Origin of the sequence: Pseudomonas cremoricolorata, from assembly GCF_000759535.1 — a bacterium.
GTDB lineage: Bacteria > Pseudomonadota > Gammaproteobacteria > Pseudomonadales > Pseudomonadaceae > Aquipseudomonas > Aquipseudomonas cremoricolorata_A.
In genome coordinates, this window is the sequence record NZ_CP009455.1 from 1019683 (window position 1) to 1034308 (window position 14626).

Below are 14626 nucleotides of genomic sequence, written 5' to 3' on the forward strand. Positions count from 1 at the left end.
TGAAATCACTGGGTTCTTCTGCTTTTTAGGGCGCTGATGCCTACCGCCCCTGGATCCTCACGAGCAGGGGCTTGGCATGAAGGGACGGAAACGAGTGAATTCCCAGATTCGACAACGCTTGACGGGCGTCCGGAGCAATACTCATTTCATCGGGATATTCGGCCGTTCACCTGCTATCAGCGTCTTTTCCAGCTTCTTGTTATCGCGGGTAATGACCAATTTCAGCGCCTGGCCGGGTACGTAGGGATAATCCTCGAACACGTAAGGGCTGGTGACGGTTTTGCCATCTACCGATTCGATGATGTCGTTTTCCCGCAGATCCGCCCGGTCAGCCGGGCTGTCATAGATCACCATGTCGATCCGCGCACCATTCGCTGTTTCAGGAGTCTTCGCCAGCGTTGGCGAAAGCCTCGTGAGTTGAACACCTAGGCCTGTATTGGTGCGTATCCAGTAGAAGGCACCGTAGTCATAAATGTCGACCGTGCTGGATACGTATCGAGTCTCGTACAGCACCGTCCTGGTGGTCGCGGTCTCGCCCGTAGCGCGGCCCTTTTCGTCTCTGACCGTCGTAACGGACTCGCTATTGCCTACGGGCTCCGACACCTCTCGGGTTCTCGTATAGCTACGGGCAAGCTCATGATCGATGATCACCACGAGATCGGCACCGATGCTTTTCGCCTGCTCGACGGCCATCGAGTCTGCTGCATCATCTTCAGTTTTGAATGATGAGTAGCCCAGCGATTGAAAACCTCTACGGCGCAGACTTTCATTGGTCGATTCCAGTTCGGAGTAGACTATCCGACTGATATCTGGCTGTTCTGGCGCAGGTGCCACGCGATTGGTGCGAATGTCGTAGCCATAGTTGTTCGCTACATAAGATCGCGAATACGGGTTCACAGTGCAGCCCGAAAGCGCAATCAACGCCAGCACACCCGCCAGACCTGACCTGAAATCCATTCCACTTGCTCCTTGGGCGATGTGTGGGTCCGATGATAGGTAGCACTCTAACATCATCACCGAGGGTGTAGACCTTTCGCCCCATCACTCGCCCCTCCTTACACTCCCACCCCAGCCATCACCTCCTGAGCGAACTCCGGCCACAACACCCACAGTCCCAGGCCAATCAGCGCCGAGCCGATCACCCGGTCGAGCATGCGCTGGCGCGCCAGCAATCGCTGCCGTACCCCCGGCGCTGAGATGAACACCGCCACCAGGCTGAACCACAGCCAGTGCGCCGCAGACATGAACAGCCCATAACCAAGGCTGCTCGCCCAACTGCTGCCGGCCTGCACCACCTGGCTGTACACCGCGACGACGAAGAGCATGGTCTTGGGGTTCAGGGCGTTGGTGAGAAAACCTTGGGCGAAGGCCTGGCGGTTGGACAGTGCCGGACCGCTGGCGGCATCGATGCTGAGGGCCGAGGTGCTGGTCAGGGATTTGTAGCCCAGGTAGAGCAGATACCCGGCGCCGAGCAGTTTCATGGCCAGGAACAGCAGCGGCGAGTGGGTGATGATCAGCGCGATGCCGAACACGGCGTAGCACACATGCACCTGTACGCCGCAGGCGATGCCGAGGGCGGCCAGCAGTCCGTGACGGCGGCCGTAGGCGTAGCTGGTGCGGGTGACCATGGCAAAATCAGGGCCGGGGCTGATGACGGCGAGCACGGTGATGGCGGCGACAGCGATGAGTTCGTTCATTGGCTGTATCCATCGACGATGCTTTTGCACAGATGATTCGCAATATCACACTGAGCACGCTGCCGCTGTGGGGATTTTCGCAATTCAACGTGAAACATTGGGCAGCCAGGCAGTGCGCCGGCTGATGCCGCTATAGATGGGCCGAACATGGTTATCCACAACCTCGTCATCCTTCCGTAGACTCACCGCAAGCCCCGGTCGCGACACAGCATGCCGAGCCACCCTGTGGATAAAAATCGATTTCTCGTCGCGCGTATCTGTGAGTAATCATCGCCCATGAAGCTTCCACCGCTTGCCGCCCTACAGTTCTTCAATGTCGCCGCCCAAACCGAGAGCTTCGTCCAGGCCGGGCGCTTGCTGCATATCACCCACGGCGCGGTGAGTCGCCAGGTGCGTCAGTTGGAAGAGAGCCTCGGCGTGACGCTGTTCGAGCGGCGTAATCGGGCGATCTTTCTCAATGAGTCCGGGCGCAGGCTGTATCAGCTGACCGCGCCGTTCTTCGAGGACTTGCGCCAGACCGTGCTCGACCTGCAACAGCCGAGTCGTGACGAGGTGCTGGTGGTGTCGTGCGAACCGACCATCGCGATGAAATGGCTGATCCCGCGCCTGGCGGATTTCCACAGCCAGCACCCTGGCATTCAGGTGCAACTGCTCACCGCAGGCGGGGCAGTGAACTTTGCGCGAACGGGGGTCGATGTGGCGGTGCGGCGCGATGACTTCTACTGGGGCGAGGGCATTCACAGCGCCACTCTGTGCGAAGAGTGGGTCGGCCCGCTGTGCACGCCTGGGCTGTGGCACGGCCAAGAAGCGCTGGATGGCCTGTGCCTGCTGCACAGCCGCACCCGCCCACAGGCCTGGGACCACTGGCTGCGCCTGCGCGGCATCACGCTGGCCCAGTCAACGCGCCAGGACTTCGAGCACTTCTACCTCTCGACCCAGGCAGCCGCTGCCGGGCTGGGCGTGTGCCTGGCTTCGGCGTTGATGGTGGAAGATGAATTGCGCGCTGGGCAGTTGCTCGCGCCGCTGGGTTTCGCCAAGGATGGCTCGCGCTATTGCCTGCTGGCTGCCCAGCCGTTTGCCGACAGCAGCAAAGCGACGGCCTTCCTGCACTGGATCACGGCGCAGATGCAGGCCAGTACCGAGCGCTTGCCGCTACTGTGAACGCGCGCCCTACCCCACAGGCTCATCGAGCAACCCCTGGCTGCGCAGCGCCTGCAAGGCAGCCTCCAGTGTCTGCATGCCGGCGGCGGCGCTGGTTTGAAGGGTCGAGTGCAGCTGCGCCAGGCGCCCTTCGCGAATCAGGTTCTGCACTGCAGGCGTACCCACCAGCACTTCGCGCGCCGCTACCCGGCCGCCGCCCTTGCGCTTGACCAGCACCTGCACCAACACCAGGCGCAGCGACTGCGCGAGCATGGCCCGTACCAACGGTTTTTCCTCGGCGGCGAACACCTCCACCAGCCGCTCGATGCTGCTCACCGCCGAACGGGTGTGCACGGTGCCCAGCACCAGGTGCCCGGTTTCCGCGGCGCGCAGGGCCAGGCGGATGGTCTCGAGATCGCGCAGTTCGCCGAGCATGATGATGTCCGGGTCTTGCCGCAGGGCGCTGCGCAGGGCCTGGGCGAAGTCGCGGCTGTGGCGGCCGATTTCGCGCTGGTTGATCAGGCTGCGCTGGCTGCAATGAAGGATTTCCACTGGGTCTTCGAGGGTGATGATGTGCAGGGCGCGGTCGCGGTTGAGCTGGTCGAGCAAGGCCGCGAGGGTGCTGGACTTGCCACTGCCGGTCGGCCCGCCGACCAGCACTAGGCCGTCGCGCAGCCCTGCCAGCAGCGGGTAGATCGGCTGCAAGCCAAGCGCCTCGACGCTCGGTACATCGTCTGCCAGCAAGCGCAGGCTGGCTGCAGGGCCCTGCTGTTGGCGGAACAGGTTGAGGCGCACCCGGCCACGCTCGGGAACGGCCAAGGCCAAGTCGAGTTCATCGCTGCTGGCCCACTGCCGTTGCTGCTCGGCGTCAAGGAACTGGCCAAGGCCGGTGAACAGTGCGTCGGCGCTCAGCACCGGTAAATCCAGGCGCTGCAGCTCGCCATCGATGCGCAGCAGCGGCGCTTCACCTGCTGCCAGGTGCAGGTCGGAGGCCCGCGCGTGGAGGGCGCGGGCCAGCAGGTCGGTCACGTCCATGAGACTCCCCAAAGGCCATAGAGCAGGTAGAATGCCGCGACCACTGAGCCGCCGGCGATCAACCATGTCCACAGTAGCAGCCAACTTGCAGGCCCTCGCCGTCCGTATCCACAGTGCCGCTGAGGCAGCCGGACGCGCGCCGTCCAGCGTGCGCCTGCTGGCGGTGAGCAAAACCAAGCCGGCCAGCGCCGTGCGTGAGTTGTACGCCGCCGGGGTCAGCGATGTGGGGGAAAATTACCTACAGGAAGCGCTGAACAAACAGCAGGAACTTGCCGACCTGCCCTTGACCTGGCACTTCATCGGCCCCATCCAGTCGAACAAGACCCGCGCCATTGCCGAGCACTTCGATTGGGTACATTCCGTAGACCGCCTGAAAATCGCCCAGCGTTTGTCCGAGCAGCGTCCGGCCGGGCTGGCCCCGCTCAACGTCTGCCTGCAAGTGAACGTCAGCGGCGAGGGCAGCAAGTCGGGCTGCGCGCCGGCCGACCTGCCGGCGCTGGCCGCCGCGGTGGCGGCCCTGCCCGGGCTGCGCCTGCGTGGGCTGATGGCGATTCCCGCGCCGAGCGACGAACGCGCCGCGCAGGAACGCCCGTTCGCCCAGTTGCGCGAACTGCTGGGCCAGCTCGAACCTGGCCTCGATACCTTGTCGATGGGCATGAGTCACGACCTCGAGGCGGCCATCGCCCAGGGCGCGACCTGGGTGCGCATCGGCACCGCCCTGTTCGGCGCGCGTGACTATGGCGCCGTCTGAATCCATGTTTCACTCACCCTTTCCCGCAAGGACCTGACATGAGCAAGACACGTATTGCCTTCATCGGCGCCGGCAACATGGCCGCCAGCCTGATCGGCGGTCTGCGCGCCCAGGGCCTGGACGCCGCGCAGATCCGCGCCAGCGACCCCGGTGCCGAGACCCGCAGCCGCGTCCAGGCCGAGCACGGCATCGAGGTGTTCGAAGACAACGCCCAGGCCGTGGCCGATGCCGACGTGGTGGTGCTGTCGGTCAAGCCGCAAGTGATGAAAGCGGTGTGCGAGGCCCTGGCGCCGTCGCTTGCACCGGGCCAATTGGTGGTGTCCATCGCCGCCGGCATCACCTGCGCCAGCCTGCAAAGCTGGCTGGGCGAGCGCCCGCTGGTGCGCTGCATGCCCAACACCCCGGCGCTGCTGCGCAAGGGCGCCAGCGGCCTGTACGCCAATGCCCAGGTCTCGGCCGAACAGCACCAGCAGGCCGAAACCCTGCTGGGCGCGGTCGGCACCGTGCTGTGGCTCGATCAAGAGCAACAGATCGATGCCGTCACTGCGGTGTCGGGCAGCGGCCCGGCGTATTTCTTCCTGCTGATCGAGGCCATGACCGCCGCCGGCGAGAAACTCGGCCTGCCGCGCGAAACCGCTTCGCAACTGACCTTGCAGACCGCCCTGGGCGCTGCGCACATGGCTGCGGCCAGCGACGTCGACGCCGCCGAGCTGCGCCGCCGCGTCACCTCGCCGGGCGGCACCACCGAGGCGGCCATCACCTCATTCCAGAACAATGGTTTCCAGACACTGGTCGAGCACGCCCTGGAGGCTGCCGCGCAGCGCTCCGCCGCGCTGGCCGAACAACTGGGCAAATAAGGAGCTGTCGATGAATGCACTGTCCGGCGCCGCGATTTTCGTGGTGCAAACCCTGGTCAGCCTGTACCTGGTGATCGTCCTGCTGCGCTTCGTGCTGCAACTGGTAAAGGCCGACTTCTACAACCCGCTATGCCAGTTCGCGGTGCGCGCCACGCAACCGCTGCTCAAGCCGATCCGTCGCATCATCCCCAGCATCGGTGGCATGGACACCTCGTCCCTGCTGCTGGCCGTGGTGTTGCAGGCGCTGCTGATGGCCTTCGTGCTGATGGTCACCTACGGCACCTTCGGCGACATCCTGCACCTGCTGATGTGGGCGCTGCTGGGCGTGGCGTCGTTGTTCCTGAAGATCTTCTGGGTGGCGATGATCGTCATGGTGATCGTCTCGTGGATCGCGCCGAACAGCCACAACCCGGCCGCCGAGCTGGCCTACCAGATTGCCGAGCCCGTGCTGGCACCGTTCCGCCGCATCGTGCCGAACCTCGGCGGGCTGGATATTTCGCCGATCTTCGCCTTCATCGCCATCCAGGTGATCCAGTCGTTCGTGCTGCCACCGATTGCCGCGCAAATCGGCATGCCGCAAGAACTGTTCCGCATGATCTGACCCCTCGCCGCCCCCAGCGGTAGCTGTTGCTTGCCGCTGGGGGTAGCGCTCTTTAGACTTACGCCTCATTCACGCGTGAGCTGGGTCGATGTCCACTGTCTTTGCCGAAGATTCCGTCGGTCTGGTAACCCCTGTGGTTGCCCGATTCGATGAGCCGCTGCCGCTGGCCTGTGGCCGTTCGCTGGCCAGCTATGAACTGATCTACGAAACCTATGGCACGCTCAACGCCACGGCCAGCAATGCCGTGCTGATCTGCCATGCGCTGTCGGGCCACCACCATGCGGCGGGCTTTCACAGCGCCGAAGACCGCAAGCCCGGCTGGTGGGACAGCTGCATCGGCCCGGGCAAGCCGATCGACACCAACCGCTTCTTCGTGGTCAGCCTGAACAACCTGGGTGGCTGCAATGGCAGTACCGGCCCGAGCAGCCTCAACCCCGCCACCGGCAAGCCCTACGGCGCCGACTTCCCGATTCTCACCGTCGAAGACTGGGTGCACAGCCAGGCGCGCCTGGCCGACCGCCTGGGCATCGCTCAGTGGGCGGCAGTGGTCGGTGGCAGTCTGGGCGGCATGCAGGCGCTGCAATGGTCGATCACCTACCCCGAGCGCATCCGCCACTGTGTCGACATCGCCTCGGCGCCCAAGCTGTCGGCGCAGAACATCGCCTTCAACGAGGTCGCCCGCCAGGCGATTCTCACCGACCCGGAATTTCACGGGGGCTCGTTCCAGGACCAGGGCGTGATCCCCAAGCGCGGCCTGATGCTGGCGCGCATGGTCGGCCATATCACCTACCTGTCGGATGACTCGATGGGCGAGAAGTTCGGCCGTGAACTCAAGAGCGACAAGCTCAACTACGACTTCCACAGCGTCGAGTTTCAGGTCGAAAGCTATCTGCGCTACCAGGGCGAAGAGTTCTCCGGGCGCTTCGACGCCAATACCTACCTGCTGATGACCAAGGCGCTGGACTACTTCGATCCGGCCGCCGCGCACAATGGCGACCTGGCCGCGACCCTGGCCGGCGCGAAGGCTGATTTCTGCATCATGTCGTTCACCACCGACTGGCGCTTTTCCCCGGCCCGCTCGCGGGAAATGGTCGATGCCCTGCTGGCGGCGCGCAAGAACGTCTGCTACCTGGACATCGACTCGCCTTACGGCCACGACGCCTTCCTCATCCCTACACCGCGCTACATGCAGGGGTTTACCAACTACATGAACCGCATCGCGATCTGAGGACAGCATGAGAGCCGACCTGGAAATCATCCACGACTGGATCCCCGCCGGTAGCCGCGTGCTCGACCTGGGCTGCGGCAACGGTGAACTGCTGGCCTCGCTGCGCGATCGCAAGCAGGTGCACGGCTATGGCCTGGAAATCGACCCCGACAACATTGCCGAATGCGTGGCAAGGGGCGTCAACGTCATCGAACAAGACCTCGACAAGGGCCTGGGCAACTTCGCCAGCGACAGCTTCGACATCGTGGTCATGACCCAGGCCCTGCAGGCAGTGGAATACCCCGACCGCATCCTCGAAGAGATGCTGCGGGTGGGCCGCGAATGCATCATCACCTTCCCCAACTTCGGTCACTGGCGCTGCCGCTGGTACCTGGCGACCAAAGGCCGCATGCCGGTATCGGACTTCATGCCCTATACCTGGTACAACACGCCGAACATCCACTTCTGTACCTTCGCTGACTTCGAGCAACTGTGCCACGAGCGCCATGCCAAGGTGCTCGATCGTCTGGCGGTCGACCGTCTGCACCGCAACGGACTGGGTGGCCGGTTGTGGCCGAACCTGCTCGGGGAAATCGGCATTTACCGGGTCAGCAGCCCGAGCCTGGCCGAACACCAGGTCGCGGTCTGAACCCAGGCGCCACTGCCGGTGGCGCGCATCGTCATAGGGAGTCACTGTTCCATGCGTGGTTTCGCCGCGTTTCTGCTCAGCCTGTGCCTGGCGCTGCCGGCACTGGCTGCCGATGCCGCCCGTCCTGAACGTCAGCAGACCTTCGACGACGTCACCGTGCATTACAACGCCTTCTCGTCCAGCAGCCTGCCGCCTGCGGTGGCCGCCTCGACCGGCCTGCTGCGCAGCAAAGAGCTGGGCGTGCTGACCGTGGCGGTACGCCAGGCCGATGCCCCAGGCCTGGCGACGGTCAAGGGTTCGGTCAAGGACCTCACCGGGCGCAGCAGCCCGCTGAGCTTCAAGGCCATCAGCAGTCAGGGCGCGGTGTCGTACGTGGCGCAGTTCAAGGTCGAGCAGGCGCAACTGCTGACCTTCACCCTCGACATCGACACCGGCGGCGTCAGCCATACTCTCAGCTTCAACCAGGAAGTCTTCCCAGGCCAATGATGAATCTCCAGCAGCTCGTCCTCGCCAGCCACAACGCCGGCAAACTCAAAGAACTCCAGGCCATGCTCGGCGAATCGGTCCACCTGCGTTCGATCGGTGAATTCAGCCAGGTCGAACCGGAAGAAACCGGTCTGTCGTTCGTCGAAAACGCCATCCTCAAGGCGCGCAACGCCGCACGTATTTCCGGCCTGCCGGCGCTGGCCGACGATTCCGGGCTGGCGGTGGATGTTCTCGGCGGTGCGCCGGGTATCTACTCGGCGCGCTATGCCGATGGCCAAGGCGATGCGGCGAACAACGCCAAGCTGCTCAAGGCCCTCAAGGACGTGCCGGCCGAGCAACGCGGCGCGCAGTTCGTCTGCGTGCTGGCGCTGGTGCGGCACGCCGATGATCCGCTGCCGATTCTGTGTGAAGGGCTGTGGCACGGGCGCATCCTCACCGCCGCCAGCGGCGAGCATGGCTTTGGCTACGATCCGCTGTTCTGGGTGCCTGAGCGCGATTGCTCGAGCGCCGAGCTGGCGCCGCTGGAAAAAAACCAGCTGAGCCACCGCGCCCGCGCCATGGCCTTGCTGCGCCAACGTCTGGGCCTGGCATGACCGACCAGCCGTCCTCGACGTTGCTCTACCCCACAGCGACGGTCATCGCCCTGCCGCAATTGCCGCCGCTGGCGCTGTACATCCACATCCCCTGGTGCGTGCGCAAATGCCCTTACTGCGACTTCAACTCGCACCAGGCTGGCCCGGACCTGCCTGAGGCCGAGTACGTCGATGCATTGCTCGCCGACCTCGACCAGGACCTGTTCGCCGTGCAGGGTCGGGTGTTGAGTTCGATCTTCTTCGGCGGCGGCACGCCGAGCCTGTTCAGCGCCGAGCAGTTGGGTCGCCTGTTGCGTGGCGTCGAGCAGCGTATCCCCTTCGCCAGCGACATCGAGATCACCCTGGAAGCCAACCCCGGCACCTTCGAGCAGGACAAATTCAAGGCGTACCGCCAGCAGGGCATCAATCGCCTTTCGATTGGCGTGCAGAGCTTCCAGCCGGCCAAGCTGGAGCGCCTGGGGCGCATCCACAACGGCGATGAAGCGGTGCGCGCTGCGGCCATGGCACGCAACGCAGGCTTCGACAACTTCAACATGGACCTGATGCACGGCCTGCCCGAGCAGTCGCTGGACGATGCCCTGGGCGATCTGCGCCAGGCCATCGAGCTGGGGCCGACGCACCTGTCGTGGTACCAGCTCACCGTCGAGCCGAACACGGTGTTCTGGAACCAGCCGCCGGAGCTACCCGAAGACGACATCCTCTGGGATATTCAGGAAGCCGGCCAGGCGCTGCTCGCCCAGCAGGGTTTCGCCCAGTACGAGGTGTCGGCCTATGCCCAGCCGGGCCGCGCCGCGCGGCATAACCTCAACTACTGGCGCTTCGGTGACTTCATCGGCATCGGCGCCGGCGCCCACGGCAAGCTGTCGCTGCCTGATGGGCGCATCGTACGCACCTGGAAGACCCGCCTGCCGAAGGACTACCTCAACCCGAGCAAGCCCTTCAAGGCCGGGGAAAAGGCCCTGCCGCTGGATGAGCTGCCGTTCGAATTTCTCATCAATGCCCTGCGCCTGACCGAAGGCGTGGAGGCCGAGCTGTTCACCCAACGTACCGGCCAGCCCCTGGCACAGCTGGCCCAGGCCCGTCGCACGGCCGAACAAAAGGGCCTTTTGCGGGTCGAACCGGATCGACTGGCCGCCACTGCGCGCGGCCAACTGTTCCTCAATGACCTGCTGCAGTACTTCTTGACCTGAGGATGAAGCATGGACGTGGTACTTGACCTGCTGGCCACCGTTTCGCGCTGGAGCCGGAGCCACCTTTCGGAAATTTCGTTGGCCTTCGTCGGCTGTCTGCTGGTGCTGTTCGGCACCGACATCAAGGCCTGGGCCGAGCAGCGCCTGGGCAGCGTAGCCGGCGCCCTGCGCGTACCGGCCATGGCCTTGCTGGTGATGATCGGCAGCGGCGCTGCACTGATCTATGCCACGCCATGGGTGATGAAGGGGCTGAGCCAGTTCAACAACTACGCGCTGGCGCCGGTGTTGCTGGTGGTGATCGCGTTGATCGGGGTGGTGGCGGATCGGCGGGGGTGAGGCTCTGTCACACGTGTAGCGTAATCGTTGCGGCCCATCGCCCCCGAACTCACCCCAACTTTTCGAACTTCAAATCCCAAACCCCATGCCCCAAACGCTCACCGCGGCGTTCGAACTTGGTGATCGGGCGTTCTTCCGGGCGCGGCACGTAAGTGCCATCGGCGGCTTGGTTGCGGTAGCCGGGGGCTGCGCTCATCACTTCCAGCATGTATTCGGCATAGGGCTGCCAGTCGGTGGCCATGTGGAACACGCCGCCGGGCTTGAGCTTGCGCCGTACCAGCTCGGCGAACTCCAGCTGGACGATGCGGCGCTTGTGGTGGCGCGCCTTGTGCCAGGGGTCGGGGAAGAACAGCATCAGGCGGTCGAGGCTGTTATCGGCGACGCAGCGGTTGAGCACCTCGATGGCATCGCAGTCATACACCCGCAGGTTCTTCAGGCCTTCAGTCAGCACCCCATTGAGCAGCGCACCGACACCTGGGCGGTGCACTTCCACGCCGATGAAGTCCTGCTCAGGCGCGGCGGCAGCCATTTCCAAGAGGGAATGACCCATGCCGAAGCCGATCTCCAGGGTGCGCGGGGCGCTGCGACCGAATACCTGGTCGTAGTCCACCGGCTCACCGGCCAGCGGCAGGATGAACTGCGGGCCACCCACCTCCAGGCCACGTTGCTGGCCTTCGGTCATGCGTCCGGCGCGCATCACGAAGCTCTTGATGCGGCGGTGTGGGCGCTCTTCGCCCTCGGGGGTCACGGGCGTTTCTTGCGATTCAGTCATCAGGGGCTCTTACTTGATCAGACCATCCAGCGGCGACGAGGCGCTGGCGTAGAGTTTTTTCGGCATGCGCCCGGCCAGATAGGCCAGGCGACCGGCGACGATGGCGTGTTTCATGGCCTCGGCCATCATCACCGGCTGCTGGGCGTGGGCGATGGCTGAGTTCATCAGCACCGCTTCGCAGCCCATTTCCATGGCGATGGTGGCATCGGATGCAGTGCCGACACCGGCATCGACCAGCACCGGCACTTTCGATTCTTCGAGGATGATCTGCAGGTTGTAGGGGTTGCAGATGCCCAGCCCGGTGCCGATCAGGCCAGCCAGCGGCATGACCGCGATGCAGCCGATTTCCGCGAGCTGGCGGGCGATGATCGGGTCATCGCTGGTGTAGACCATGACGTCGAAGCCTTCCTTGACCAGCACTTCTGCGGCCTTGAGGGTTTCGATGACATTGGGGAACAGGGTTTTCTGGTCGGCCAGCACTTCCAGCTTCACCAGGTTATGGCCGTTGAGCAGCTCACGGGCCAGGCGGCAGGTACGCACGGCCTCGACCGCGTCATAGCAGCCGGCGGTGTTGGGCAGAATGGTGTAGCGGTCGGGCGGCAGCACGTCGAGCAGGTTCGGCTCGCCCGGGTTCTGTCCCAGGTTGGTGCGGCGCACGGCGACGGTGACGATCTCGGCACCCGAGGCCTCGATGGCCTGGCGGGTTTCTTCCATGTCACGGTACTTGCCAGTGCCCACCAGCAGACGCGACTGGAAGGTGCGGCCGGCCAGGGTGAAGGGCTTGTCACTGCGAACGTTGCTCATCGGGATTCCTCGGGACAGGGTTACGGGAAGTGCGGGTGAAATGCCGGGGCGGCTAGCCGCCACCGATGGCATGCACCACCTCCACCTGGTCGCCGTCGTTGAGCAGCGTGCTGTCGTGCAGGCTGCGCGGCACGATATCCAGGTTCAGTTCCACGGCAACGCGGCGCCCGGCCAGCTCAAGGCGAGTCAGCAAGGCCGCGACGCTTTCGCCAGCGGGCAATTCGTAAGGTTCACCGTTCAGTTGAATGCGCATGCGCACGGCCACCATTGTGCGTTGGGGGCCCGCATTCTAGCCCCTGTAGGGCGCATTTCCCAAGTCTGGCGACCTGGGTTCAGCCCAATGGCGGCCGCTATTCAACCCAGGCGCCAGGCGGCGATACCCAGGCACAGCCAGCCTGCAAGGAAGCACACACCACCGATCGGGGTGATGATCCCCAGCTTGCCCAGGCCGCTCAGGGTCAACGCATAGAGGCTGCCGGAGAACAACACGATGCCCAGCGCGAACAGCCCGCCGGCCCAGCCGACCAACCGCCCGGGCAGGTGCACCGCCAGTACCGCAACGCCCAGAATCGCCAGGGCATGCACCAGTTGATAGGTGACGCCAGTGTGGAAAATCGCCAGGTATTCGGCGCTCAGGCGGCTCTTCAGACCATGGGCGGCGAAGGCACCGAGGGCAACACCGGTGAAGCCGAAAAAGGCGGCGAGCATCAGGAAGCTGCGAAGCATGGGACGACTCCTGGAAATGGCTCTGTATAATGGCCGCTTCCCTCGGTCCGGCCAAGCCATCGTCATGCTGTCATCGCTCATCCGCCGCCTTACCCGTGCTCTGTTGTGGTTCATCGCTGGCAGCATCGTGCTGGTGCTGATCTTTCGCTGGATACCGCCGCCCGGCACCGCGCTGATGGTCGAGCGCAAGGTGCAGTCCTGGGTCAACGGCGAACCTATCGACCTGCAACGTGAATGGCAGCCCTGGGAGCGCATCTCGAACGACCTCAAGCTGGCGGTCATTGCCGGTGAAGATCAAAAGTTCGCCAGCCACTGGGGCTTCGACGTTCCCGCCATCCAGGCCGCTTTCGCCAACAACGAGCGCGGTGGCAACCTGCGCGGCGCCAGCACGCTGACCCAGCAGGTGGCGAAGAACCTGTTCCTGTGGTCGGGGCGCAGTTGGCTGCGTAAAGGCCTGGAGGCCTGGTTCACCGGGCTGATGGAGCTGTTCTGGTCGAAAGAACGAATTCTCGAGGTATACCTCAACAGCGCCGAATGGGGTGAAGGGGTGTTTGGCGCCCAGGCCGCAGCGCGCTACCACTTCGGCGTCGACGCCAGCCAACTGAGCCGCCAGCAGGCCGCACAACTGGCCGCTGTGCTGCCCAGCCCGCTGAAATGGAGCGCAGGGCATCCGAGCACATACGTGGCAGGCCGTGCCAGCTGGATCAGCCGGCAGATCAGCCAACTGGGCGGCAACGCTTATCTGCGTCAGCTCGAGGGCGGCGAACGCTTCTAAATCGCGGACATGAAAAAGCCGCTGACCCAACGGGCAGCGGCTTTTTCGTGGGCGGTGAGGTGATCAGGCGGCGATCAGTGCCTTGACCTTGTTCATCGCGTTCTTCTCCAACTGACGAATACGCTCGGCCGAGACGCTGTACTTGTCTGCCAGCTCATGCAAGGTGGCCTTTTCTTCGGCCAGCCAGCGCTGATAGAGGATATCGCGGCTGCGCTCGTCCAGACCGCTCAAGGCCTGGTGCAGATTGCTTACCGAGTTGTCACTCCAGTCGGCGTCTTCGAGCTGCAGTGCCGGGTCGTAGCGGTGGTCTTCCAGGTAATGCGCGGGCGACTGGAAGGCGCTGTCGTCATCGGCCTCGGCGGCCGGATCGAAGGCCATGTCATGGCCGCTCAGCCGGCTTTCCATCTCGCGCACTTCCCGAGGTTCGACCCCCAGGCTTTCGGCGACCCGATGCACTTCGTCGTTGTTCAGCCAGGCCAGACGCTTCTTCTGGCTGCGCAGGTTGAAGAACAGCTTGCGCTGCGCCTTGGTGGTGGCCACCTTGACGATGCGCCAGTTGCGCAGGATGAACTCGTGAATCTCGGCCTTGATCCAGTGCACGGCGAACGACACCAGGCGCACACCCATTTCCGGGTTGAAACGCTTGACCGCCTTCATCAGGCCGACGTTGCCTTCCTGGATCAGGTCTGCCTGCGCCAGGCCGTAACCGGCATAGCTGCGGGCAATGTGAACCACGAAACGCAGGTGCGCCATCACCATCTGGCGAGCGGCTTCGACATCCTGCTGATAGTAGAGACGCTCGCCCAGATCACGCTCCTGCTCGACCGACAGCAACGGAATGCTGTTGACCGTGTGCACGTAGGCTTCCAGGTTTGCACCGGGAACCAGGGCATACGCAGGTTGCAACGATGTGGTCATTCAAGAACCTCCAGCTTTCGAGATGTGTGCCTTGTGAGCACTGCCAACATTGACCGGAAAACCCGTACGCAAGTTCCAGGATGAAGAAA

The 14626-nt window shown here is 64.0% G+C and carries 19 protein-coding genes; 11 read left to right on the plus strand and 8 right to left on the minus strand.

The genetic code is table 11. The annotated features are described in order from the left end of the window. Positions 1-141: 141 nt before the first annotated feature. Both LK03_RS04320 and LK03_RS04325 read right to left on the minus strand, forming a co-directional pair. Positions 142-957: a PDZ domain-containing protein gene (locus LK03_RS04320; RefSeq protein WP_038411231.1), complete on the minus strand. Its 816-nt coding sequence runs from the start codon at positions 955-957 to the stop codon at positions 142-144. Positions 958-1055: 98 nt separating this feature from the next. Then, a complete protein-coding gene (locus LK03_RS04325; protein ID WP_038411232.1) occupies positions 1056-1697 on the minus strand; it encodes a LysE family translocator in 642 nt (213 codons plus the stop codon). 276 nt (positions 1698-1973) lie between these two features. Here LK03_RS04325 and LK03_RS04330 point away from each other — a divergent pair, with 276 nt between their 5' ends. Then, positions 1974-2858, plus strand: a complete 885-nt coding sequence (locus LK03_RS04330) for a LysR substrate-binding domain-containing protein (RefSeq protein WP_038411233.1) — start codon at positions 1974-1976, stop codon at positions 2856-2858. A gap of 9 nt (positions 2859-2867) precedes the next feature. Here LK03_RS04330 and LK03_RS04335 read toward each other — a convergent pair whose 3' ends face one another. Further along, positions 2868-3872 (minus strand): type IV pilus twitching motility protein PilT, encoded by a 1005-nt coding sequence (locus LK03_RS04335; protein WP_038411234.1) that lies wholly within the window; start codon positions 3870-3872, stop codon positions 2868-2870. A 64-nt stretch (positions 3873-3936) separates the two neighbouring features. Between LK03_RS04335 and LK03_RS04340 the strand changes: the two genes are divergently transcribed. From LK03_RS04340 to LK03_RS04380, 9 genes are all read left to right on the plus strand, one after another. Further along, complete coding sequence (locus tag LK03_RS04340) at positions 3937-4623, plus strand: YggS family pyridoxal phosphate-dependent enzyme (protein ID WP_038411235.1); 687 nt, start codon at positions 3937-3939, stop codon at positions 4621-4623. A 38-nt stretch (positions 4624-4661) separates the two neighbouring features. Continuing rightward, entirely contained in the window at positions 4662-5480 is an 819-nt protein-coding gene (gene proC / locus LK03_RS04345; protein ID WP_038411236.1) for a pyrroline-5-carboxylate reductase, read from the plus strand. 10 nt (positions 5481-5490) lie between these two features. Then, positions 5491-6081 carry a YggT family protein gene (locus LK03_RS04350; protein WP_038411237.1) on the plus strand — a complete coding sequence of 197 codons (591 nt, stop codon included), beginning with the start codon at positions 5491-5493 and terminating at the stop codon, positions 6079-6081. Positions 6082-6169: 88 nt separating this feature from the next. Next, positions 6170-7309 carry a homoserine O-succinyltransferase MetX gene (gene metX / locus LK03_RS04355; RefSeq protein ID WP_038411238.1) on the plus strand — a complete coding sequence of 380 codons (1140 nt, stop codon included), beginning with the start codon at positions 6170-6172 and terminating at the stop codon, positions 7307-7309. Between the two features lie 7 nt (positions 7310-7316). Continuing rightward, positions 7317-7937 (plus strand): methionine biosynthesis protein MetW, encoded by a 621-nt coding sequence (metW, locus tag LK03_RS04360; protein WP_038411239.1) that lies wholly within the window; start codon positions 7317-7319, stop codon positions 7935-7937. Between the two features lie 51 nt (positions 7938-7988). Next, positions 7989-8423, plus strand: coding sequence for a DUF4426 domain-containing protein (locus LK03_RS04365; RefSeq protein ID WP_038411240.1), 435 nt, complete (start codon positions 7989-7991; stop codon positions 8421-8423). Further along, entirely contained in the window at positions 8420-9016 is a 597-nt protein-coding gene (gene rdgB, locus LK03_RS04370; RefSeq protein ID WP_038411241.1) for an RdgB/HAM1 family non-canonical purine NTP pyrophosphatase, read from the plus strand. The genes LK03_RS04365 and rdgB overlap by 4 nt, the downstream gene beginning before the upstream one ends. Continuing rightward, positions 9013-10206, plus strand: a complete 1194-nt coding sequence (gene hemW, locus LK03_RS04375) for a radical SAM family heme chaperone HemW (RefSeq protein ID WP_038411242.1) — start codon at positions 9013-9015, stop codon at positions 10204-10206. The genes rdgB and hemW overlap by 4 nt, the downstream gene beginning before the upstream one ends. A gap of 9 nt (positions 10207-10215) precedes the next feature. Next, positions 10216-10542 (plus strand): DUF3392 domain-containing protein, encoded by a 327-nt coding sequence (locus LK03_RS04380; protein WP_028693387.1) that lies wholly within the window; start codon positions 10216-10218, stop codon positions 10540-10542. A gap of 49 nt (positions 10543-10591) precedes the next feature. Here the strand turns inward: LK03_RS04380 and trmB are convergent, their stop codons facing one another. From trmB to LK03_RS04400, 4 genes are all read right to left on the minus strand, one after another. Further along, positions 10592-11314 carry a tRNA (guanosine(46)-N7)-methyltransferase TrmB gene (gene trmB, locus LK03_RS04385; RefSeq protein ID WP_038411243.1) on the minus strand — a complete coding sequence of 241 codons (723 nt, stop codon included), beginning with the start codon at positions 11312-11314 and terminating at the stop codon, positions 10592-10594. Positions 11315-11323: 9 nt separating this feature from the next. After that, positions 11324-12118, minus strand: a complete 795-nt coding sequence (locus LK03_RS04390; protein ID WP_038411244.1) for a thiazole synthase — start codon at positions 12116-12118, stop codon at positions 11324-11326. 52 nt (positions 12119-12170) lie between these two features. Then, positions 12171-12371, minus strand: a complete 201-nt coding sequence (thiS, locus tag LK03_RS04395; RefSeq protein ID WP_038414600.1) for a sulfur carrier protein ThiS — start codon at positions 12369-12371, stop codon at positions 12171-12173. Between the two features lie 101 nt (positions 12372-12472). Further along, positions 12473-12844: a DUF423 domain-containing protein gene (locus tag LK03_RS04400; RefSeq protein ID WP_038411245.1), complete on the minus strand. Its 372-nt coding sequence runs from the start codon at positions 12842-12844 to the stop codon at positions 12473-12475. 64 nt (positions 12845-12908) lie between these two features. Between LK03_RS04400 and mtgA the strand changes: the two genes are divergently transcribed. Continuing rightward, entirely contained in the window at positions 12909-13619 is a 711-nt protein-coding gene (mtgA, locus tag LK03_RS04405; protein ID WP_038414601.1) for a monofunctional biosynthetic peptidoglycan transglycosylase, read from the plus strand. Between the two features lie 63 nt (positions 13620-13682). Here mtgA and rpoH read toward each other — a convergent pair whose 3' ends face one another. Continuing rightward, positions 13683-14537, minus strand: a complete 855-nt coding sequence (gene rpoH / locus LK03_RS04410; RefSeq protein ID WP_038411246.1) for an RNA polymerase sigma factor RpoH — start codon at positions 14535-14537, stop codon at positions 13683-13685. Positions 14538-14626: the final 89 nt, after the last annotated feature.

What these genes read in the sequence shown, in the direction of transcription:
- LK03_RS04400 (WP_038411245.1), bottom strand. Translation starts at nt 12,844, where the DNA reads ATGCTTCGCAGCTTCCTGATGCTCGCCGCCTTTTTCGGCTTCACCGGT.
- thiS (WP_038414600.1), bottom strand. Translation starts at nt 12,371, where the DNA reads ATGCGCATTCAACTGAACGGTGAACCTTACGAATTGCCCGCTGGCGAA.
- LK03_RS04380 (WP_028693387.1), top strand. Translation starts at nt 10,216, where the DNA reads ATGGACGTGGTACTTGACCTGCTGGCCACCGTTTCGCGCTGGAGCCGG.
- metX (WP_038411238.1), top strand. Translation starts at nt 6,170, where the DNA reads ATGTCCACTGTCTTTGCCGAAGATTCCGTCGGTCTGGTAACCCCTGTG.
- metW (WP_038411239.1), top strand. Translation starts at nt 7,317, where the DNA reads ATGAGAGCCGACCTGGAAATCATCCACGACTGGATCCCCGCCGGTAGC.
- rdgB (WP_038411241.1), top strand. Translation starts at nt 8,420, where the DNA reads ATGATGAATCTCCAGCAGCTCGTCCTCGCCAGCCACAACGCCGGCAAA.
- proC (WP_038411236.1), top strand. Translation starts at nt 4,662, where the DNA reads ATGAGCAAGACACGTATTGCCTTCATCGGCGCCGGCAACATGGCCGCC.
- LK03_RS04350 (WP_038411237.1), top strand. Translation starts at nt 5,491, where the DNA reads ATGAATGCACTGTCCGGCGCCGCGATTTTCGTGGTGCAAACCCTGGTC.
- LK03_RS04340 (WP_038411235.1), top strand. Translation starts at nt 3,937, where the DNA reads ATGTCCACAGTAGCAGCCAACTTGCAGGCCCTCGCCGTCCGTATCCAC.
- LK03_RS04330 (WP_038411233.1), top strand. Translation starts at nt 1,974, where the DNA reads ATGAAGCTTCCACCGCTTGCCGCCCTACAGTTCTTCAATGTCGCCGCC.
- LK03_RS04320 (WP_038411231.1), bottom strand. Translation starts at nt 957, where the DNA reads ATGGATTTCAGGTCAGGTCTGGCGGGTGTGCTGGCGTTGATTGCGCTT.
- trmB (WP_038411243.1), bottom strand. Translation starts at nt 11,314, where the DNA reads ATGACTGAATCGCAAGAAACGCCCGTGACCCCCGAGGGCGAAGAGCGC.
- hemW (WP_038411242.1), top strand. Translation starts at nt 9,013, where the DNA reads ATGACCGACCAGCCGTCCTCGACGTTGCTCTACCCCACAGCGACGGTC.
- LK03_RS04365 (WP_038411240.1), top strand. Translation starts at nt 7,989, where the DNA reads ATGCGTGGTTTCGCCGCGTTTCTGCTCAGCCTGTGCCTGGCGCTGCCG.
- rpoH (WP_038411246.1), bottom strand. Translation starts at nt 14,537, where the DNA reads ATGACCACATCGTTGCAACCTGCGTATGCCCTGGTTCCCGGTGCAAAC.
- LK03_RS04335 (WP_038411234.1), bottom strand. Translation starts at nt 3,872, where the DNA reads ATGGACGTGACCGACCTGCTGGCCCGCGCCCTCCACGCGCGGGCCTCC.
- LK03_RS04325 (WP_038411232.1), bottom strand. Translation starts at nt 1,697, where the DNA reads ATGAACGAACTCATCGCTGTCGCCGCCATCACCGTGCTCGCCGTCATC.
- mtgA (WP_038414601.1), top strand. Translation starts at nt 12,909, where the DNA reads ATGCTGTCATCGCTCATCCGCCGCCTTACCCGTGCTCTGTTGTGGTTC.
- LK03_RS04390 (WP_038411244.1), bottom strand. Translation starts at nt 12,118, where the DNA reads ATGAGCAACGTTCGCAGTGACAAGCCCTTCACCCTGGCCGGCCGCACC.